The organism is Streptomyces sp. NBC_01016, assembly GCF_026341035.1.
Taxonomy (GTDB): domain Bacteria; phylum Actinomycetota; class Actinomycetes; order Streptomycetales; family Streptomycetaceae; genus Streptomyces.
The window spans coordinates 5,478,349-5,499,162 of the sequence record NZ_JAPEOQ010000001.1 but is presented as its reverse complement, the minus strand read 5'-3'; the positions used below and the strand labels follow the sequence as shown (position 1 = coordinate 5,499,162).

The following is a 20,814-nucleotide window of genomic DNA, read 5'->3' as shown; positions in this document are numbered from 1 at the left end:
CCGTATGTCGGCGGGCGTGTCAGCGCACTTCGTACGCCCGGACCATGGTCTGGCTCACCTTCGCGCCGTGCCGGTCGGCGAGCGTGACGCGCAGATGCACGAACGTGCCCGCCGGGGCGTCGCCCGGCAGCTTCGCCGTCCACGTGCCGTGGGCCCGCACGATCCGCGCCGCGTGCCAGCCCGTGACCGCGTCGACCGTGACCTGGTCGCCGTACGCGTAGTCAAGGCGTACGTCGTCCAGGGCGACCGGGCCGTCCGCTCCGTCGATCACGGCGCCGAGGCGGATGCCGGTCACCTCCCCCGCCGGGCGTGCGTTGCGCAGGTCGGAGGGGACGTCGACGGTCGGGACCAGGAGACGCTGGGCGCCCTGGTCCGCCGCGGCGGAGTGGAAGGTCCACTCGGTGGCGTAGGCGAGCCCCAGGCGGTTGACGGCCGACACCGTCCGCTGCCACTTCTGCCGGAACGTCAGCTCGGCGTTCTCCTGCGGCAGCGTGAACAACCCTGACGTCGGGACCAGCGGCTCTCCGTTCAGCAGGAGTTGACGGGTGCCGGAGTCGGTGGACGCGGCCGTCGCGTCGTGCCCGCCCGCGTCGCCGACCGGCGCCATGACGTACGACAGGCGGTTGCTGTCGCGGGTCAGCAGCGGTTTGTCGTAGGTGTTGCGCACCGGACCGTACGGCGTCTTGTACCAGTCGGCGGTCGCGCGGCCCGCCGTGACGGCGTGCGGGCCGTCGTAGGAGGTGCTGCCGTACGGGCCGAGGTCCCGGCGCATCAGCGTCGTCCAGGCCACGCCGTCGCCGCCGGTCTCGGTGAAGAAGTCGGTGCGGCGCTGCGGCGCGTGCAGCGGCAGTGTGGTGCCGCCCGCCCAGACGGAGGCGATGCCGGGCAGCCCGACCTGCACGTCCGACCAGTAGGTCGCGTCGCCCGCGCCCTGCGCGTGGTAACGGGCGTCGGTCGCGGCCAAGTCCTTGTCGTGGACGCGCTGCTTCCCGGCGCCGATCGAGCCGTGGGAGACGTACGCCAGGTTGTAGACGTAGGGGCTGCGCGCGGTCGCGGTGCCGGACCAGGACACGGTGGCGGTGCCCTGCGCCGCCTCCGCCTTGAGGGCCAGGGAGTCGGCCCAGGTGATGGTGGCCTGTGGCACGCCCTCCGAACCGGTCACCTGGAAGCGGCCCTTGGTGTCGGGGACCGCCGCGAGCACGCCCACGGCGCCCGCCTTCGCGGCGGCCGTGTTCCAGGTGTACCCGTTGCCGCCGCCGGTGCCCGCGTCGACCAGGGCGATCTTCCCCTTGATGTCGTGGGCGGCGAAGCCCGCGTCCGTGCCCTTGCCGATGGGTACGACCGCGGCCGTGCCCTTGCCGTCGAACTCGGTGGCCTTCTGTAACGGCAGCGAATCGAGGGTGCGACTGCCGGACGAGGTGAACCGGGCGAGCGGTGCGGGCTGTCGCGCCGACGCAAGGAAGGTCAGATCGTCGGCGCCGCCGACCGGCTGGGCGTACAGCGCCTTCACGTACGACGGGACAGAGGTCAGGTAACCGGCCTTGAGCTGCTTGCTGTCGTCGAGGCCGACGGCGAGGCCGATCGCGTAGCCGGCCGCCCGGCTGGGCCGGTCGGTGTCCCAGGACAGGCGCTTCGCGTCCCGGGCGTCGAGGGCGACGGTGGTGTCGCCGTCGACCGTCAGCTTCGGGTCGTACAGCTGGGAGACGGAGTCGACGCTGCCGATGTTGCCGGGCTCGTCCCTGGTCATGATCAGGCCGCTCAGTGAGTACGTGCCCAGCGGCACGCGGATCGTGGTGCTGCCGGCCTGCGGGTAGCCGAGGGTGTACCGCTTCGCGGTGTCGTGGTGGTCGTCGAAGAGCTGGAACGTCGACGGGTCGGCCGCCGGATCGCCGTGCCGGTCCAGGCCCTTGACCGTGAGGTCGGCGGACGGCTCCTCCATGTGCACGCCGAACGGGACGACCACGCGGGCGCCGCCGTCGGTGGTGGCCACGAGCCGCCCGGTGACGGTGCCGTAGTCGCCCGCGTCGAGGTCGGCCGACGGGTCGACGCGGACCGGGACGTCGGCGCTGCCGCCCGCGGGGACGGTGACAGAGTTGTGCGCGGGGGCCGCGAAGCCGGACAGCTTGGTGTCGTCGTCGCCGCGCACGTCCCGGACGGTGACGTCGAGGGTGACGTCCTTGCCGGTGACGTTGGTGAGGGTGACCGGCTTGTCGACCGGGTCGAGTGCGGCCTGCGGATACGCGAAGTCGCCAAGGAGCGGCGCGGGTTCGGCCACCACGGGCTGGGTGATCGCCCGCGCGACGTCCATCGGGCCCGCGCCCTGTTCGAGGACGGGGGCGTGGGTGTCGGCGGCGGACGACGTGAGCAGCGCCTTCAGCCGGGCCGGGGTCAGGTCGGGATGCTGCTGGAGCAGCAGCGCGGCGCCGCCCGCGACGTGCGGTGTGGCCATGGAGGTGCCGGACATCTGCTGGTACGCCTGGTCGCTGCGGCCGCCCGCCTTCGCGGCGACGACGCCGACGCCCTGCGAGGCGATGTCGGGCTTCGCGCTCTTGCCGTCCACGGAGGGGCCGCGGCTGGAGAAGGACGCGGTGGCGCCCGCGCGGTCGACCGCTCCGACGGTGAGCGCGCCGGGCGCGCAGCCAGGGGTGGAGACGGTGCCGCGCAGCGAGGCGTTGCCCGCCGCGATCACGAACAGCGCCTTGCCGCCGAGGCGTTGGACCGCCTCCACGTCCGGGCCCGCGCAACTGGTGGCGCCGTCGGCGCCCAGCGACATGGAGACGACCTGCGCTCCCTGGTCGACGGCCCACTCCATGCCGTCGACGATGCCGCTGAGCGTGCCCGAGCCGTCGTCACCGAGGACCTTGCCGATGAGCAGGTCGGCCTTCGGCGCCATGCCCGCGTACATGCCGTCGGACGCGGCGCCGGTGCCCGCGACGGTCGACGCGGTGTGGGTGCCGTGGCCGGTGCGGTCGTCGCTGTCCTGCCCGTTGGTGAAGACCTTCGTCCCGGCGACGCGTCCCGCGAGGTCGGGGTGGCCCGCGTCGATGCCGGTATCGAGGACGGCGACCTTGACTCCGGAGCCGTCGAGCCCCACGTGGTGCGCGGCCGTGGCGCCGGTGAGGGGGACGGTGGGCGTGCCGAGGCCGGAGACGGCGTTGCCCTCGACCTTGGCGTCGAGCCAGAGCTTGGTGACGCCGTCGGTGGAGCGCGCCTTGCCGGATTTCGGGGCGAGGTCCTTCCAGGTGTCGGAGGCGGACTTCTTGGTGACGGCGAGGCCCGCGCCGCCGATGGAGTCGAGGTGTGCCGTGACCTCGGTGCCGGGGGTGGCGCCGCGCGGGGTGCGGCCCCCCGCGTACTCGGCCACGACAGGGACGGTGTCGGTGTGCGCGTCGTCGTAGCCGTCGGCGACGAGCTTGCCGATGTCGAACAGGGCGGAGTCGACCACACCCGCGTCGACCAGCTTCTCGACGCCTTGCGGGAACACGTAGGTGTGCGTGCCGTCCTGCCAGACCGCGGCGGGGTGGTCGGTGCCGTCGGCGGCGCGCGGGGCCGCCGAGAGGACCCGACCGTGGGCGCTCACACGGGCGTCGACGACATCGCCGGTGATCAGGGTGACGGTCACGGCCCGGCCGCCCGGCCCGCCGGTGGCGGGCAGCGCGTCGTCGGCGCCGGCCGCGGGCGCGCCCGCGGCGAGCAGGGCGACGGCCGCGAGCCCGGCGGCGGTCCGCCGCCAAGGTCTGCTGCGTCTCACAGGAAATCTCCAGGGAGGAGGATGCGGTGGACCAGCAGAGTGACCAATTCCGTTGCCCTGTGGGGGTGTTCGGGGTGGCGGGTCGCTGCCATGACGTATTCCCGACAGCGGCGCGCCTCCGGATCCCGGCCGCATTCAGGGGGTCACTGTTATGCCGGATCCGGGCATGACGACACTGTTGCCATGTCGTCCGACCTTGGAACATCCGCTCGGCAGACCGCCGACCCCGACTCCCTGCGTGCCCGATTCACCGATCTGCAGGAGGATCTGCGCAGGGCCGACGACGCCCTGACCCACCTGCTCGACACATGGCGGCCGCCCGAGCACACCCGCGGCGAGGACCGCTTGGTCCGGATCCTCGAACGGCGTGCGGAGCAGGCGCGGCGCGTCTACGAGGTCGAGTACGGGGCGCGTACATCCCTGCTCGTCTTCCAGTCGGGCGCCAACACGGTCGCGCCCGTCCCGACGACCCTGCTCGAGCCGGAGCCCGAACCGAATCCCGGTCCCGAGCCCGAGCCCGAAACAGCGGGATCGGACGATGAGTTGACCCGCCGGGGCGGCAACCCCGCCGCCGCCTACCGCGTGGTCGTCGACCGCGCGTTCCTTTCGGAGCCCGCCGCCATCCGGGCGCTCGACGAACGCCTCGCGGCGGGCCATCTGGTCCGGGTCGTCGACCAGCCGCTGATCAAGCTGGTCGTGGCGGACGGGGAGACGGCCCTGGTCCAGATGGAGCCGGGCCGCACGGTCGAACTGCGTGCACCCTTGGTGCTGTTGGCCACCGAGCTCTTCGAGTCGGTGTGGCGGCGTTCGCGTCCGTATCTGCGCGAGGACGGCGATCTGAACCCGACGGACCGCCGCATTCTGCAGCTGATGCTCTCCGGACTGACGGACGCGGCGACGGCCCACCAGCTCGGGACGTCGCCGCGCACGGTCCAGCGCCGGGTGCGCGCGCTCATGGACCTGGCCGCCGTGTCGTCACGCTTACAGCTGGGCTGGTACGCGATGCGCAACAACTGGGTGTGACACGGCGGCCGTTCACTCACCTCGGATCAGGTCACATGAGGTCCAGGTAGTCCTCCAGAGTGCGGCCCTTGGAGCGCTTCACGGGGGCGGTGTACCGGTCGGCCATGGAATTCTGCCGGAGGTAGTTCTGCGCCACCCAGGTGAGGTCCTTGGCACCGACCGTGCCGTCGTGGTCGATGTCGGCGTTCCGGTCGGCGGTGCCGCGCGCGGCGTACACGGCGGCGGCGTCCCGCACGTCGATGACGTCGTCGCCGTTGACGTCACCTGCGACGAGCGTCGCCGACGACCCGGCGCTGGTGCCGGCCAGGCCCCACTCCCCCTTGAGGCCCAGGTCGATGTCCTCGGACCAGGTGAAGTGGCCGGGGATCTTGACCTGGAACCGGTACGGCTTCTCGGCCGGCGTGAGTGAACTCGCAACCACGCGCGCCGCCTTGTCCGCCTCGAGGGTCGTCACGGTGCCGTCCGGCGCGGTGAGGGTGGCCTTGATGTCGTCGGCGCTGTAGTCCCGGTCCGCGTCGTAGGAGTAGCCCTTGGTGAGAAGGGCCTCGGCGGCGGGCCGGGCGCTGAACGAGGACTTCGCGCCGAGCATGCGGACCGCGCCGTAGAACTGGATGTTCAGATTCGTTTTGGTGCCCGCCGTGTCGACGGCGGAGGTGGTGCCCGTGTTCAGGCCCGCCACCGACGTCTGTGTCCCGCCGGTCACCTCGTAGGTGAGCTTGAGCAGCGGCATCGAGTCGCCGGTCAGGCCCTGGGTGTCGCCGACGTCGAAGGAGACGGTGCTGTACGAGGACGCTCCGGCGGAGACGTCGGTCCTGCGGATCCCGGACGGGTCGTGCGCGGCGAGTTCGGCGGTGGGTTCGATGCCGACGAGCTTCACGTTCCGGTCGTCGTAGCGGATCTGCGAGGTGTACGACTTCCAGCGCGCGAGCTGGTGCGCGGTGATGGTGTAGGAGAGGCGGTCGCCGGCCCGGGCGTGGGGCGCGCTCGCGTCGCCGACGAGGTACGGCTGGCCCTTCTTGATGACGTTCACGACGCGGGGTGCGGCGATGTTGCCGGCGGCGTCCGTGGGCCACAGCTTGACGACGGAGGTCGGCGCGCTCGCGGGGAGCGGGATCCGCGCGTTCACCTTGCCGTCGGTGTCCGGGCGCGTCTGCCCGGCCGGGGCGACCAGGTTGTTGACTCCGTAGTGCAGGACGTTGTCGCCCTGGCCGATGTCGATGCCCGCGGCGCGGATCGCGTCGGTCTCGCCGTCGCGCAGGGTGCTCCGGACGGCGAGCGACGGCGTGTCGGCGGCGCGTTCGACGACAGTGGGGTGGGCGGGGTTCCAGGCGCCGTACGTGTCGTCGTAGGTCGGCAGCTTCGAGTCGACGTACACGTCGCGAAGTTCGCTGTCGGTGCCGCCCCGGGCGTCGGTGCCGACGATGCGCAGCTTGTAGTGGCCCTCGTCCATCCAGCGGCCGCGCGGGTCGACGGGCGTGGCGTCGTCGCCGGTCAGAGGGTAGTACCAGGCACCGACGGTCGCGGGCCCGTACAGGATGCCCTCGGTGAGGCCGACGGTGTTGATGCCGCCGACGTAGCCGATGTCCTTGCCGTCGGTGTCGGCGAGGAACACGTCGACGCTGCGCAGTTGCCCGGCCATCTTGAGGTTGAAGGTCGCGGCGCCGCCGCCGACGGCACCGTCGTCCGAGCCCTGGGCCGTGGAGAGGACCGACTTGGTCATGTCGATCTCGTCGAAGCCGGACGTGGCGAGCCGCATCCCGAAGGGGACGCGCAGGGTGTGAAGTCCCTTGCCCTTGACGGGAGTCAGCGTGAGGTGGCCCTCGTAGTAGCCCGCAGGCGCGTCGGCGGGCACGTGCAGGGCCGTACGCACCGCGGACTTTCCGTGGGCGCCGACGGTCACCTTGTCGTTGGTGGTGAGCGTGACGTGCGCGGCGGCGGCGTCCCGTGAGTCACCGGACCCACGGGTGAACTCGGCGGCGACCGCGTAAGTGCCGGGCGTGCCACCGTCGTTGACGAGCTTCAACTTGTGCGTGGCGTCCGTGGCTTCGCCGAGCGGCAGCACACCGAGGTCAAGGGCGCCGGTGCGGTGATCGAGGTCGCGCTCGGTGCCGTCCACGGTGGTGTACGCGGTGGTGGCCGGGACCTGGAGCGTGGTCGTGGCGTGCACGGCGGCGTACGGGTCGACGCCGCCGGCGCCCGCTTCGAAGACACTGACGTCGCCGGGCAGTGGGGCGGCGGTGTTCATCAGGGCGGTCTTGATGTCGTCGGGGCCGAGGTCCGGATCGTGCTGGAGCATCAGGGCGGCGACTCCGGCGACGAACGGTGTGGCCATGGAGGTGCCGCTCAGGCGGGCGTACGCGTACGTGTAGTCGCCGCCCGTCGGGTCGACGATGTCGGCCGGCACCGACGACAGGACACTGACGCCGGGCGCGGTGATCTCGGGCTTGATGGCGCCGGTGCCGTACACGGGTCCGCGCGAACTGAAGTCCGCGAGGGAGCCGTCGCCGAGGGTGAAGGTCCCAGCCGCGGCGAACGTCACCTCGGCGGCGCCGGTCAGTGCCGAGCCGTCGGCGGCGGTCAGCGAGAACGCCGGGACGTAGTCGGGGTTCTCGCCGATGTAGGCGGGGATGTGCCCTTCGCCGGCGTTGTCGTTGACGAGGAGGACGGCCACGGCGCCCTTGCTCTTCGCGCGCCGCACCTTCTCGTCGAGGCTGATGCCGCCCCGCTTCACGAGGGCGGCTTTGCCGGTCACGTCCTTGCCGTTGTAGCCGGCGGCGGTGCCGGTGCCGACCTCGGTCACGGCGAGAGCGCCGTCGGTCAGCCGGTCGACGGCGTCGCCGTAGGGCTGGGCCAGCAGTCGGCCCTCGGTCTTCGTGTCACCGACGGCGACCGTGTACGACGGCAGGGTCAACGGGGAGTCGTGGGCGCCGACGGTGAGCGCGAGGGCGGCGGCGCCCGGGGTGCCGAGGGTGTTGCTCTTCGGCCCGCTGTTGCCGGCGGCTATGACGGTGGTGATGCCGGCGAGGACGAGGTTGTCGGCGGCGACGGCCTGCGGGCTGAGCGGGTCGTTGATGCTCGCGCCGAGCGACATGTTGACGACGTCCATGCCGTCGTCGGCCGCCTTGTCCATCGCGGCCATGATGTCGCTGGTGGTGCCGCCGCCGTACGGCCCGAGCGCCCGGTACGCGTACACGGAGGCGCCGGGGGCGACGCCGTGCGCGGCGCGTTCCTTCGTCTCGGCGCCGCGGCCCGCGACGATGCCCGCGACGTGGGTGCCGTGTTCGGTGTAGTACGTGGAGCCCTGGTCGGTCTCGGCCTGGCCGGAGCCCTTCCAGTCGGCGTACGTGGTCTCCATGGGGTCGGCGTCGTCGTCGACGAAGTCGTAGCCGCCGGCGTAGGCCGCCTTCAGGTCGGGGTGGTGGTAGTCGATGCCGGTGTCGATGACGCCGACCTTGACCCCCTTGCCTGTGAGGCCTTCGTTGTGCAGTCGGGCAACGTTGTCGTCGCTGGACTGTCCGCCCGGCGCGACCGTGGTGGCGGTGGCGCTTTCCGGGTCGGCGAGCGCCTTCACCTTGGTGTCGGGCCACACGGCGGTGACCTCGTCGTGGTCGAGGAGGTCGGCGACCCGGTTGCCGGGCAGAGTGAGGGCGACGCCGTCGAAGCTGTGGGTGTACGTGCGGTGCGGGGTGGGCGCCTTGGCGCTCTTGCTCTTGCCCTGGGGGAACATGTCGTCGAGGGCGGTGCGGAACGACTTGTGCGCCTTGGTCACGGCGGCGCGCGCGTCGGCGTCGCTGAGGCTGCGGCCCTGCTCGGCGGCCAGCAGCCGCGCGGTGCGCGCGGGCGGGGTCTTCAACTGCACGATCACGTCCACGGGCTTGGCGGAACGCAGCGCCGCCTTGTCAGTGACGTGCAGGCCGCCCAGGTCGAGGGCGGCCATCCGGTGCAGTGCCCGGGTCTCTTGGTCGTCGAGGGAGGCGAGTACGCCCCGGGCGTCGGCGCGCGCTGCCGCCTGCGTCGAGGGAACGGCCGACGCGGCGGTGGCGGCCAGGGTGGCGAGGGCGGTGGCCGCCGCGACCGCCAGGGCCAGGCGTCTGCGACCCGGGACTTGCGTCATGATTGCTTGCTCCGCTCTGCGCTGCGACGGGAGTTGCACATCGCACGATCATGGGCGAGCGGCCGCGCCGCGCGGAAGGAGAGCCGCTGGCGGGATCACGACGTGGCAGCATCTCGCCACGCGGTCGCCGGTAGGGTGCGGGCGGCGAAGCAGCGGGCCGAACGGGGAGAAGCAGACGTGAGCGTCGGACGATACCGGGACATCGACGTCTCGAACCTGCCGCCGGGCCTCGTGGTTGTCCTGGGGGTGCTGCTCCTCGTGTTCATCGCCGTCCTGGTGTGGGGTTTCCAGCTGATGGGCCGCGACGCGCGGATCAAGGATCCCGAGGCCCGCGCGCGGGCACGGCGCCGCAAGGAGAGCCACAAGCGGCAGAAGGCGCTGCGCGCCCGGCGCGAGAAGCTGCGGCGCAAGGCGGCGCGCGGCGGCTGAACGGGACTGTACGGCTGGCGACTTCACGACGTGGCACGCATCCGCCAGCCGTCCGTGCTGCGGCGGTCGCACCGGACCCAGTAGACCCGTGCGGGACACCCACCCTTCCGAAAGGGCATCATGTCCCGTCCTCTTCTCCCGCGCCGCAGACGCCGGTTCACCGCCGCCGTGCTCGCGGCCGGTCTGACCGGCTCGCTGCTGAGTCTGTCGGCGCTGCCCGCGCAGGCCGCCGAGGTGCCGCATCCGCTCGGCACGGCCGTCCCCGACTCCCCCAAGAAGGCCCTCAAATCCCAGCGGGACAAGCTGGGTTCGCACGACCGCACCCTGCTGCAGAAGGCCGAGAGCAAGAAGCGCAAGACCGTCACGGTCATGCTCGCCACCGGCAAGGGCGACACCGAGCAGGCCCGCAAGAAGGTGACCGCGGTCGGCGGCCACGTCGGCGAGGTCGCCGACAAGCTCGGCTACGTACGGGCCACGGTACCCACCGGCAAGGTCACCGCGCTCGCCGCCCTCGGCTCGGTGCGCGCCCTCGACCTGAGCGAGACGTACAAGATCCCTGATCCTTCGCCCGTGACCGCCAAGGACGCGAAGAGCGGGGGCGGTTCGGGTGACGAGGCCCCGGCGGCCCCGGGCAAGGACACCCCGGCCGACAACCCGTACCTGCCGACCGGCGACACCGGCGCGACGGACTTCACCGCCCACCACCCCACCTGGGACGGCCGCGGCACCACCATCGGCATCCTGGACACCGGCGTCGACGCCGCGCACCCGGCGCTGCGCGCCACCACGACGGGCGACCCGAAGATCAAGAACTGGGTGACGGCGACCGACCCGGTCAGCGACGCCGACCCGACCTGGCTGCAGATGAGCACGAAGGTGACCGTCACCGACGGCACGTTCAAGAGCGGCGGCGTGAACTGGACGGCCCCATCCGGCAGTTACGAGTTCGCCACCTTCGCCGAGTCCAAGACCTGGGGCAGCGAGCTGGAGGGCGACGTCAACCGGGACGGTGACACCAAGGACAGCTTCGGCGTCCTGTACCGCGAGTCCGACCACACCATCTGGGTGGACGCCGACCTCGACCACGCCTTCGGCGACGGCGACATCGTCGAGCCGTACGCGACCGGCGGCACGTGGGGCCACTTCGGCACGGACGACCCGGGCACGGCCGTCACCGAGTCGATGCCCTTCACCGTCGAGCACCGCGACGACGTGGACCTGTCCGCGCGCGGAGGCACCAGCGCCGGCAAGACCGCCGACTTCGTGAACATCGGCATCGTCTCCGGCGCGCACGCCACCCACGTCGCCGGAATCGCCGCGGGCAACGGCCTGTTCGGGGGCGACATGAACGGCGCCGCGCCGGGCGCGCGGATCGTCTCCGAGCGGGTCTGCCTGTTCGCTTCGGGCTGCACCTCGTACGCGCTGGCCGAAGGCATGATCGACGCCGTCGTGCACCAGGGCGTCGACGTGGTCAACCTGTCGATCGGCGGTCTGCCCGCACTCAACGACGGCAACAACGTGCGCTCGGTGCTCTACAACCGGCTCATCGACGAGTACGGCGTGCAGATCGTGTCGTCGGCCGGCAACGACGGCCCCGGCATGAACACCGTCTCCGACCCGGCCGTCTCCGACAAGGTGCTCGCGGTGGGCGCCTCCGTAAGCAGGGACACCTGGTGGGCCGACTACGGCTCGCAGGTGAAGGCGCCCCAGTCGCTGTTCCCGTTCTCTGCGCGCGGACCGCGCGAGGACGGCGGGATGAAGCCCGAGGTCGTCGCACCGGGCGCCGCGGTGTCGTCCATACCCACCTGGATGCCCGGCGAGGGCGTCCCGCAGACCGGCTACCAACTCCCCGCCGGGTACGGCATGTTCAACGGCACGTCGATGGCTTCGCCGCAGGCCACGGGTGACGCGGCGCTGCTGCTGTCGGCCGCGAAGGACTCCGGCGTCAAGGTCTCCCCCGCCGCGCTGCGCACCGCGCTGACCAGTTCGGCCCGGTTCCTCGACGAGGTGCCCGCGTACGCGCAGGGCGCCGGGCTGCTCAATGTCCCGGCCGCATGGAAGCTGTTGGCGAAGAAGACCGCCGAGCCGACCGCGTACCGCGTGACGGCCCCGGTGTGCGGCGCGCTCGCCGGGCTGCTCGCCACCCCGAAGTCCGGCGTCGGCGTGTACAACCGCTGTGCGCGGGGCGACGGCGGCCAGGAGCTGAACCGGCCGAAGGACTACGCGGTCCGGCTCACCGGCAGCGGCAGGGCCGAGCTGTCGTGGCTCGGCAACGACCGCACGTTCAGCGCCCCCAAGTCGGTCACCCTGACCGACGGCAAGGCGGCCACCGTAATGGTCCGCGCCCTGGCGAAGTCGACGGGCGCGCACTCCGCGCTGCTGCGCGTCGACGACCCGAAGACGGCGGGCGTCGACCTGTTCGTGCCGGTCACCGTCGTGGTCGGCGACAACCCGGCGAAGCCGTCGTACGCGGTGTCCGGCAAGGGCAGCGTGGACCGGGGCGCGACCCGGTCGGTGTTCGTGACGGTGCCCGAGGGCGCCGCCGCGCTGCGGGTCGGCCTCGACGGCGTCGCCGACGGCAGCCAGACCCGGTTCCTCGCGATCGACCCGCAGGGCATGCCGGTCGAGGACACCGCGGTCGGCCGCTGCTTCACCCACTACTCCGACACGACGGACTGCGACCCGAAGACGCGCACGTACGAGCAACCGATGCCCGGGATCTGGGAGTTCGAGGTGGAGGCACGGCGCACCTCACCCGTCCTGAAGAACACGTTCGCCCTGACCGCGACCGTGCTGGGTGCCGCGCTCGACCCCGCGTCCTCGGTGATCGACACGGCGGCCGTGCACGCGGCGACCGAGAGGGCGTTCACGGCCGTCAACCGGTTCGCTCCGGTGACCGCGCACGCCGCAGGGGGTTCGCTGGGCGCGCTGTCGCAGGCCACGCCGACCCTCGGCGACCAGCAGGCGACCGGCAAGACGGTCACGGTGCCGCGGGACGCGACGCGTCTTGAGGCGTCGATGGGCAACGCCTCCGACCCGGACGCCGACCTCGACCTGTATCTCATCGCGCAGTCGGGGGCGCTCGTCGCCTCGTCCACCAACGGCGGGTCCCGCGAGTCGCTGACGGTGAAGGACCCCAAGCCCGGCTACTACACGCTCTACATCGCGGGCACGAGCGTGCCGTCCGGCTCCACCACGTTCGACATCCAGGACACGCTGTACTCGAAGTCCCTGGGCACGACGACCGTGGACGACGACAAGCCGGTCCGTCTCGACTCCGGTGAGTCGCTGAAGATCGGCGGCCGCCTAGTCGCGGACACTGCACCGCCCGCCGGAACGCGTCTGGTGGGCCGCTTCTCGCTGGCCACCGACTCCGGTACGACGCTGGGCAGCGCGGACGTGCTGCTCGGGAAGGTCACCCAGCCGAAGGCCGACGTCACCGCGTCGTTCGGCCCCGCGATCGCGTACGGCCTGGACGACAACGGGAGCATCGCCGGCTCGAAGCAGGTCTCCGGCGCCGGCCGGCCGATCCGCTGGAACGCCGCGTCCGGGGTCACCGTCCTCGACGACGGCGGCGCCCGCAACGGCTACGTCCTCGACCAGAGCCGCACCCGCGGCTACGCCACCGGGCAACTGACGTTCGCCGACACCGGCACCCGCGCAGCGCTGTGGGACGCCGACGGCAAGCTCACCACGCTGCCGCTGCCGGACTGGGAGAAGTACACCTTCGACCGCGGCTTCGCCGTCAACGATGCGGGCACTGTCGTCGGCAACGCGACCGGCTACATCCCCAACCCGGCGACCGGCGGCAACCAGCAGGTCAACGACCCGTTCCGGTGGACCGCGAAGAACGGCTTCCACCGGCTGCCGCACCTGACGGGAGCCCGGACGCTCACCGAGCCGCTCGCGCTGAACGACGCCGGCGTCGTGGTGGGGCACTCCATGAAGGACGGCAAGCGCCGCGCCGTGAAGTGGGAGGCCGACGGCACCATCACCGATCTGGGCACGCTGCCGGGCATGGCCGACAGCACCGCCTCCGCGATCAACGCCTCCGGGGTGATCGTCGGCAAGAGCGGTGACGACGCGTTCGTGATCCGCTCCGCCGGCGGCATGACGCGGCTGCCCGACTTCGGTTTCGACGCCGAGGCCCTCTCGGTGAACGACGCCGGCTGGATCACCGGCACCGCCGAGACGGGCCCCGACGAGACCACGCCGGTGGTGTGGGACCCGCAGGGCCGGATGTACGACCTGAGCGCCATGGTCGACCGGTCGCGGTGGGCGCCGACCGAGGGCATCGCCCTGAACAACCGGGGCGACGTCGCGTTCTACGCCATGGATCTCGCGGACGGGGGGTCGGTCAAGGTCGTCATGGCTGAACTGCCCTTCTGATCCGCGGCGGTACGGTCAATAACGCTGCGCCTTCGCCACACTCGCCTTGAGATGCGGCTCGGGGGGCTTGGTGCTGATCGCCAGCGGCTGCGCCCTGTCCCCCGCCTTCAGGTCCTCGGCTCCGACGACCTTCGACTCGACCACCTTGCCGTCGGAGTCGCTGAAGTCGACCTGAACCGCGTACGAGGCGGTCTTGTCGGTGGTGTTGGTGATGTGGACGACGACGGCGCGCACGCCCTTCGTGTCCGCGAGGCGCTTGCCGGTGAGCTCGACGTCGCGCACCGCGTTGCCCTGCCCCTCGGCCTTGTCCAGCTGCTTGGTGAACTCCTGCCGCTTGCGCTCCAGGTTGGCCGAGACGGATGCCTCGAACGAACTGGCCCGCGCCGAGGCCGACTTGGCGACCTCGGAGGTGGAGGCCTTGATCGACGCCTTCTTCGAGGCCAGCGCCGAGGGCGGCGTACCGGAGAACCTCGACGCGTCCGGTGAGGTGGGCCGCGCGCTGGCGCTCGCGCCCGTGTCCTGCTCGTTCCCTGAGCCGCATGCCGCGAGCGCCAGCACACCCGCCAGCGCGCAGGCGATCGGCGCGATCGTCGTCCGCCCGCGCATCAGAACCTCAACACCGCGGCGACGCGCCCGGCGTCCGCGAGGGTGTCGTCGGGGACGAACACCACCTCCGCGCCGGTCTCCAGGGCGGACTCGACGACTTCGTCGACGATGTCGTGCACGGCGTCCAGATCGTCGTCTGCGGCCGGTTCCAGGTGGCCGTCGCCGGCCCGCACCGTGATCCGGTAGTTCTCCTCGACGACGAGGCGGCGGATCCGGCCGTCCTGGGCCTCCTGCCACACCTCGTCCACGCCCGCCGCGTACTTCCGCTCACCGCGCGCCTGCTCCAGTTGATCGAGCGCCTCGGCGACGACCAGCCGCGCCGCTTCGTCCCGGGCCGGGGCCACGGCCTGCGCGACCTCCTCCGGGGTGCCCTGCGCGAGCCCGCCGACCGACACCTCGATCGCACCCTGCGCGGCGCTGCCGACCTCCGTCAAAAGGGTCAGTGCGGCCGACTCGCCGGTGACGTAGAGCGGCCTCGGCTCCTCGCCGAGCACATCGCTCAGCTCGGTGTCCGCGTCCCGGAAGAACTGCCGGGTCTGCTCGTCGCGGAACGTGCTGGGCAGGTCGCCGACGCGCTCCTTGCGTTCGGCGTCCGGGTCCTCGAGGCTGCGGGTCAGCGGGAAGCCGTGCTCCGTGTTCTCGGTGACGCTGTCGCCGCGGCCGTCCCACAGCGTGATCCGGTCGGCGGCCAGGGTCAGCACCCAGTAGGGGCGCCGTGCGGCGTCGGCGGCGACCAGGTTCCGGGTCAGGAAGGTGTCCGCGACCACGACCCGCTCGGGGACCCTGCGGTCGACGACCCAGGCATGGTGCTCGCCGGGCGCCGCGAAGACGATGAGGCCGTCGCGCACCTCGGCGGGATCGACCTCCTGGACCGCGGCCCGCAGTTGCGCGACGACGTCCTCCTGACGCTCCTTGGTCACCGCGGGATCCGCCCCCAGCTGGCGCTCCGCCTCGCTGACGAGGTTGCCGAGCCGGACCGGGTCCTGCTCGTTCTCCGGTCGTCGCCGATGGGTGGGCATCGCCAGGGACACGGCGGGATAGGAGCGCGGCTCGCGCAGCTCCCGAAGGATCACCGGGGTCAATGAGGATTGCATGGCTGCTTGTCCTTCTCCTGAGACGGCTCGCACCATGCTGCCCACAACTCGCACAATCGGCCATTTGGAATGAACACCTTGTGACACCGGAACGCCCCTAAAAGGTGCACCTCTCAACATGTTGGTAGAAAACTGTTCCCCGAGCGTCCCAGCTCCCCCGCACCGCAACCGAAGGGGACGTGATGGAGCAGCAGGTCTCTACGGAGTCCCAGACCTCCCCACCGCCCGCGAAACTGGCCCTGTTCACCCTCACCACCATGGTCATCGGCTCCATGGTCGGCGCCGGGGTGTTCTCCCTCCCGGCGCGTTTCGCCGAGCAGACGGGGGTGGCGGGAGCGCTCATCTCCTGGGCGATCGCCGGTACCGGCATGCTCATGCTCGCCTTCGTCTTCCAGTCCCTCGCCGTGCGCAGGCCCGATCTGGACGCGGGCGTCTACGCCTACGCCAAGGCGGGCTTCGGCGAGTACGTCGGCTTCTTCTCCGCCTTCGGCTACTGGGCCAGCTCGTGCGTGGGCAACGTGACGTACTGGGTGCTGATCATGTCGACGGTCGGCACGATCTGGTCGAGCCTCGGCGAGGGCGACACCGCGCTCGCCGTGATCCTCTCCTCCGTGGGCCTGTGGGCGTTCTTCCTGATGATCCGCCGCGGTGTGAAGGAGGCCGCGGCGATCAACAGGATCGTCACCGTGGCCAAGGTCGTGCCGATCATCATCTTCGTGATCCTGGCGCTCGTCTTCTTCGATCCGAGCGCGTTCGCCGAGAACTGGGGCGGCGCCGATTACGCCGGCTCCTTGTTCAGCCAGGTCAAGGGCACGATGCTGGCCACCGTCTTCGTCTTCCTCGGCGTGGAGGGCGCCAGCGTCTACTCTCGGCACGCGAAGCGCCGCGAGGACGTCGGCAGGGCCACGATCCTCGGCTTCCTCAGCGTCTTCGCCATCTTCGCCTCCGTCGTGATCGTCAGTTACGGGATCATGCCGATGAGCGAGATCGCCGAGCTGCGCCAGCCGTCCATGGCGGGGGTCCTGGAGGAGGCGGTCGGCACCTGGGGCAAGGTCTTCATCAGCGTCGGCCTCATCGTGTCCGTGCTCGGCGCCTATCTGGCCTGGACGCTGATGGCCGCCGAGGTACTGTTCGTCGCCGCGAAGGACGACGACATGCCGCGCTTCCTGCGCCGCGCCAACGCCGCGGACGTGCCGGTGCCCGCCCTGCTGATGACCACGATCCTGACCCAGGTCGTGCTCGTCGTCACCGCGTTCTCCGACGACGCCTTCAACTTCGCGCTCGACCTGACCAGCGCCCTGTCCCTGATCCCGTATCTGCTGGCGGCCGCGTTCGCCGCGAAGATCGGCATGCGCGCCGATCCGCTCACCGCGGGCGGCCGCACCTCGAACCGTGAACTGACCATCGCGTGGGTGGCCGTGATCTACACGGCGTTCCTGCTGTACGCGGCGGGGTTGAAGTTCGTCCTCGTCTCGCTGATCTTCTACGCCCCGGCCACCATCCTCTTCGTGATGGCCCGCCGCGAGCAGGGCCGCCGCCTGTTCTCGCCGCGTGAGTTCGTCATCCTCGCCGTCTCCGTCATCGGCGCGGTGATCGGCATCGTCGCCCTGGCCGCCGGCTGGATCAGCCTGTGACCACCCGTCCCACCCCCGCCCCGGGAGGCACCCCGTGACCGACCCCGACAGCTCCGCTCCCGTCCCGTACGGCGTCCACTCCGAGGTGGGCCGGCTGCGCAAGGTCCTCGTCTGCGCGCCGGGGCTCGCGCACCGCAGGCTGACCCCGACCAACGCGGACGACCTGCTCTTCGACGACGTGATGTGGGTGGAGAACGCCCAGCGCGACCACGCCGACTTCGTCAACAAGCTGCGCGGGCGCGGCGTCGAGGTCGTCGAGCTGCACGAGCTGCTCGCGGAGACGATGGCGATCCCGGAGGCGAAGTCCTGGCTCCTGGACCGGAAGATCGTCGCCAATCAGGTCGGGCTCGGCCTGATCGACGACACCCGGGCGTTCCTGGAGGGTCTCGATCACCGGCAGCTCGCCGAGTACCTCATCGGCGGGCTCGCCACCACCGACCTGCCCGACGACTACCGCTCCCCGTACGTGTCCCTGGCGCGCGAATCCACCGGTGTGCGCGAGTACTTGATGCCGCCGCTGCCCAACACCCTCTACACCCGCGACACCACGTGCTGGCTGTATGGCGGCCTCACCCTCAATCCGCTGTACTGGCCCGCGCGGCACGACGAGACGCTACTGATGAAAGCCGTGTACGAGTTCCACCCGGACTTCGCGGGCTCGACCGTGTGGTGGGGCGATCCCGAACAGGACTGGGGGCAGGCGAGCTTCGAGGGCGGCGACATCATGCCCGTCGGCAAGGGCGTCGTCCTGATGGGCATGAGCGAGCGCACCTCGCGGCAGGCCATCACGCAGGTCGCGGCCTCCCTGTTCGAGCGCGGCGCCGCCGAGCGCGTCATCGTCGCCGGGATGCCGAAGCTGCGCTCCGCGATGCACCTGGACACCGTCTTCACCTTCGCCGACCGCGACATCGTCACGCTCTACCCGAAGATCATGGACGCGGTGCACACGTTCTCGCTGCGCCCCAGCGACAAGGCGCCGGGCCTGGAGATCACCGACGAGGGCTCGGCCGCGTTCACCGACGTCGTCGCGAAGGCCCTGGGCATCGGCGACCTCCAGGTGATCGAGACGGGCGGCGACGTGTACGCGTCCGAGCGCCAGCAGTGGGACAGCGGCAACAACGCGGTCGCCCTCGAACCCGGCGTGGTCTTCACCTACGACCGCAACACCCAGACGAACACGCTGCTGCGCAAGGCGGGCGTCGAGGTCATCACCATCGTCGGCGCCGAACTCGGCCGGGGGCGCGGCGGCGGCCACTGCATGACCTGCCCCATCATCAGGGACCCGCTCGACTACTGAGAAGGGCCCGGGACCGGTACCGTCAAGGGCATGGAGAAGGTCGCGCTCCATACGCTGCTCCGCGTGGTGGCCCTCGTCGTGGCCGCCCTCGCCACCCTGACCGTGTGCGTCACGGCCACCGTCCGCGGCACGCTGCTCGACCCCGGCTTCCACGCCGCGGTCCTCGACGAGCAGCACGCCTACGACCGGCTCTACAACGAGGTCCTGGTGGACCCGGAAGCCTCCCCGGTCACCCGCGACCTGCTGGCCCGGCTCGCCGTGCCGGAGGCCCAGATCACCTCCAACATCAAGCTGGTCCTGCCGCCGGACACGCTGCGCGACCTGACCCGGCAGCAGATCGACGCGGTGGTCGGCTATCTGAACGGCGACCGTGACGACCTGCGCCTCGTCGTCGACCTGCGCCCGGTCCTCGCCAACCTCGGCGATCTGGCGCACACCTACTTCGGCGATCTCGTCGCGGGCGTCCAGAACCGCTCCGAGCCCGACTTCGACCGGTTCCGGGCGACGCTCGCCGACGAGGTGCGCGAACTGGCCGCCGGGCGGGCGCCCGAAGGCCTGCCGCAGCTGCCGCTGACGCCGGACCAGGCGAGCCGCGTCACCGACACGCTGCTCGCCCTCGTACCGGCCGGGGAGCGCGCGGAACTGCGACCGGAGGTCGAGACGGCGCTCGCGGACGGGGACGTCGGCACCGCGCTCGCCGCCGTCGCCCCGGCCACCGTCACGGAACGCTTCCAGGGCGCCGCGGCCCAGCTCCGGGCGCTCGTCGATGGCGGCACCTGGGACCTGACCGACACCCTCGAGGCGTCCGGCAACGATCTCTCGGGCCTGCACGAGGCGCGCCCGTACACGGCGGTCGGCCTCGGGGTGCTCGAAGTCGTCGCGGCGGTACTGCTGTTGCTGTCCCTCACGGCGCTGTGGCTGCTCGGTCCGCAGCAGCCGGGGCGCCGGCTGATCCTGCTCGGGGTCCCGCTCGTGGCGGGCGGGGTGCTCGCCGCGCTGGCCGCCTGGGTGACGCGCCTGGTCACGGACGGGCAGCTCGTGGCGCCTCCCGACTCGTGGCCGCCGAGCCTCACCCGTCTCGTCGACGACGTGCAGCGCGCCGCCGTCGGCCACCTCACCAGCACGGCGCTGTGGGCCGCGCTCGTCCCCGTGCTCGCCGGGGCGCTGCTCGCCGGGGTCGGCCTGCTCGCCCGCTCGGAGCGGGTGGGCCGGGTCCCGCGGGTGGCGCGGGAGCGGCTCGGGTCGCCGCGGCGGGCGGTCGGCCTGGGGTTCGGGGCGACGTGCCTGGCGGTCGCGGGGATGGTGCTGATGCCGCTGGCCGCCTCCCCCGCGGCGGCCCGCGAGTGCGAGGGCAGCACCGAGCTGTGCGACCGCCCCTATGACGAGGTCGCGTATCTGACCTCGCACAATGCGATGTCGACGACCGCCGACCACTTCATCGGGCCGCTGCAGGACCCGCCCATCAGCACGCAGCTGGACCACGGGGTGCGCGCGATGCAGCTGGACACCTACCGCTGGGAGACTCCCGAGGAGATCACCGAGCGTCTGGACAACTCCGACTTCACGGCCGAGCAGCAGGCGCTGGTGAGGTCCGCGGTCAACCGGATCAATCCGCCGCGCAAGGGGCTGTGGCTGTGCCACGCGGTGTGCAGGGCCGGGGCGATCTCCCTGGTGCCGACGCTGCGCGAGATCGGCGACTGGATGAAGGACCACCCGAACGAAGTGGTCACCCTGATCGTCCAGGACGCGATCTCCGCCGAGGACACCCGAAAGGCCTTCCACCAGGCCGGGTTGGACAAGCTGGTCCACCGTCCCGACGCCGATCCGGCGAAGCCCTGGCCGACGCTCGGCGAGATGATCGACAGCGGCCGCCGCCTGGTCGTCTTCGCCGAGAAGGCGGACACCCCGGCCTCCTGGTACCGCAACTTCTACCGCTACGGCATGGAGACGCCGTTCTCCTTCCGCTCCCCGGACCAGATGAGCTGCGTCCCCCACCGCGGCGGCGACGACAAACGGCTGTTCCTCCTCAACCACTTCATCACCAACAACGGCGGCAGCCGCATCGACGCGGGCGAGGTCAACGCCCGCCGCTACGTCCTCGACCGGGCGCACCGCTGCGAACGCGAGCGCGGCAGGCCGGTGAACTTCGTCGCCGTGGACTACGCGACGATCGGGGACGCGCAGGGCGCGGTGGACGCGCTCAACGAGGGCCGCTGACCGGCTCCGGCACCGCCGCCGGGACCACGATCGCCTCCGCGTGATAGTTTCGCCGAGCCAGTCGTACCTTTGTGTGTTTTTCTACGCACACGGGTCAGGGAATCCGGTGCGAACCCGGAACTGACGCGCAGCGGTGAGGGTGACGGGCGGAGCCACTGCCACTGGGTCGGCACATCGACCCGGGAAGGCGCTTCGCGCGGACGACCCCGAGTCCGAAGACCTGCTGGCGGCCTCCAGTGCCGCGTGGCACGGGGGCGGAC

The 20,814-nt window shown here is 71.5% G+C and carries 10 protein-coding genes and 1 riboswitch; of the genes, 6 read left to right on the top strand and 4 right to left on the bottom strand.

Annotation, left to right across the window (positions count from 1 at the left end; genetic code table 11):
* Nucleotides 1-19: 19 nt before the first annotated feature.
* Complete coding sequence (locus OG746_RS24740; RefSeq protein ID WP_266717985.1) at nucleotides 20-3,751, bottom strand: S8 family serine peptidase; 3,732 nt, start codon at nucleotides 3,749-3,751, stop codon at nucleotides 20-22.
* A gap of 183 nt (nucleotides 3,752-3,934) precedes the next feature.
* Here OG746_RS24740 and OG746_RS24735 point away from each other — a divergent pair, with 183 nt between their 5' ends.
* Nucleotides 3,935-4,774, top strand: coding sequence for a winged helix-turn-helix transcriptional regulator (locus OG746_RS24735; RefSeq protein ID WP_266717983.1), 840 nt, complete (start codon nucleotides 3,935-3,937; stop codon nucleotides 4,772-4,774).
* A gap of 31 nt (nucleotides 4,775-4,805) precedes the next feature.
* Here OG746_RS24735 and OG746_RS24730 read toward each other — a convergent pair whose 3' ends face one another.
* Nucleotides 4,806-8,888, bottom strand: coding sequence for a S8 family serine peptidase (locus OG746_RS24730; RefSeq protein WP_266717982.1), 4,083 nt, complete (start codon nucleotides 8,886-8,888; stop codon nucleotides 4,806-4,808).
* A gap of 177 nt (nucleotides 8,889-9,065) precedes the next feature.
* Here OG746_RS24730 and OG746_RS24725 point away from each other — a divergent pair, with 177 nt between their 5' ends.
* The gene (locus OG746_RS24725) at nucleotides 9,066-9,317 is read left to right on the top strand and encodes a hypothetical protein (protein ID WP_266717981.1); all 252 of its coding nucleotides are present in this window, start codon (nucleotides 9,066-9,068) and stop codon (nucleotides 9,315-9,317) included.
* Between the two features lie 120 nt (nucleotides 9,318-9,437).
* Complete coding sequence (locus OG746_RS24720) at nucleotides 9,438-13,706, top strand: S8 family serine peptidase (RefSeq protein WP_266717979.1); 4,269 nt, start codon at nucleotides 9,438-9,440, stop codon at nucleotides 13,704-13,706.
* Between the two features lie 15 nt (nucleotides 13,707-13,721).
* On the opposite strand, the gene OG746_RS24715 is transcribed toward OG746_RS24720, so the two are convergent.
* Together OG746_RS24715 and OG746_RS24710 are read right to left on the bottom strand one after the other, a co-directional pair.
* Complete coding sequence (locus OG746_RS24715) at nucleotides 13,722-14,312, bottom strand: hypothetical protein (protein ID WP_266717977.1); 591 nt, start codon at nucleotides 14,310-14,312, stop codon at nucleotides 13,722-13,724.
* Nucleotides 14,312-15,406 (bottom strand): baeRF3 domain-containing protein, encoded by a 1,095-nt coding sequence (locus OG746_RS24710; RefSeq protein ID WP_266717975.1) that lies wholly within the window; start codon nucleotides 15,404-15,406, stop codon nucleotides 14,312-14,314. Before OG746_RS24710 ends, OG746_RS24715 begins: the two co-directional genes overlap by 1 nt.
* A gap of 182 nt (nucleotides 15,407-15,588) precedes the next feature.
* Here OG746_RS24710 and OG746_RS24705 point away from each other — a divergent pair, with 182 nt between their 5' ends.
* From OG746_RS24705 to OG746_RS24695, 3 genes are read left to right on the top strand one after another with little or no spacing between them, the layout of a single operon-like run.
* Nucleotides 15,589-17,040, top strand: a complete 1,452-nt coding sequence (locus OG746_RS24705; protein ID WP_266717973.1) for a basic amino acid/polyamine antiporter — start codon at nucleotides 15,589-15,591, stop codon at nucleotides 17,038-17,040.
* Between the two features lie 34 nt (nucleotides 17,041-17,074).
* Nucleotides 17,075-18,337, top strand: a complete 1,263-nt coding sequence (locus tag OG746_RS24700) for an arginine deiminase (protein WP_266717971.1) — start codon at nucleotides 17,075-17,077, stop codon at nucleotides 18,335-18,337.
* 30 nt (nucleotides 18,338-18,367) lie between these two features.
* Complete coding sequence (locus OG746_RS24695; RefSeq protein ID WP_266717969.1) at nucleotides 18,368-20,554, top strand: phosphoinositide-specific phospholipase C-related protein; 2,187 nt, start codon at nucleotides 18,368-18,370, stop codon at nucleotides 20,552-20,554.
* A 52-nt stretch (nucleotides 20,555-20,606) separates the two neighbouring features.
* Nucleotides 20,607-20,796, top strand: a riboswitch (cobalamin riboswitch).
* The last annotated feature ends 18 nt before the right edge of the window (nucleotides 20,797-20,814 follow it).

What these genes read in the sequence shown, in the direction of transcription:
- OG746_RS24695 (WP_266717969.1), top strand. Translation starts at nt 18,368, where the DNA reads ATGGAGAAGGTCGCGCTCCATACGCTGCTCCGCGTGGTGGCCCTCGTC.
- OG746_RS24720 (WP_266717979.1), top strand. Translation starts at nt 9,438, where the DNA reads ATGTCCCGTCCTCTTCTCCCGCGCCGCAGACGCCGGTTCACCGCCGCC.
- OG746_RS24710 (WP_266717975.1), bottom strand. Translation starts at nt 15,406, where the DNA reads ATGCAATCCTCATTGACCCCGGTGATCCTTCGGGAGCTGCGCGAGCCG.
- OG746_RS24735 (WP_266717983.1), top strand. Translation starts at nt 3,935, where the DNA reads ATGTCGTCCGACCTTGGAACATCCGCTCGGCAGACCGCCGACCCCGAC.
- OG746_RS24705 (WP_266717973.1), top strand. Translation starts at nt 15,589, where the DNA reads ATGGAGCAGCAGGTCTCTACGGAGTCCCAGACCTCCCCACCGCCCGCG.
- OG746_RS24730 (WP_266717982.1), bottom strand. Translation starts at nt 8,888, where the DNA reads ATGACGCAAGTCCCGGGTCGCAGACGCCTGGCCCTGGCGGTCGCGGCG.
- OG746_RS24715 (WP_266717977.1), bottom strand. Translation starts at nt 14,312, where the DNA reads ATGCGCGGGCGGACGACGATCGCGCCGATCGCCTGCGCGCTGGCGGGT.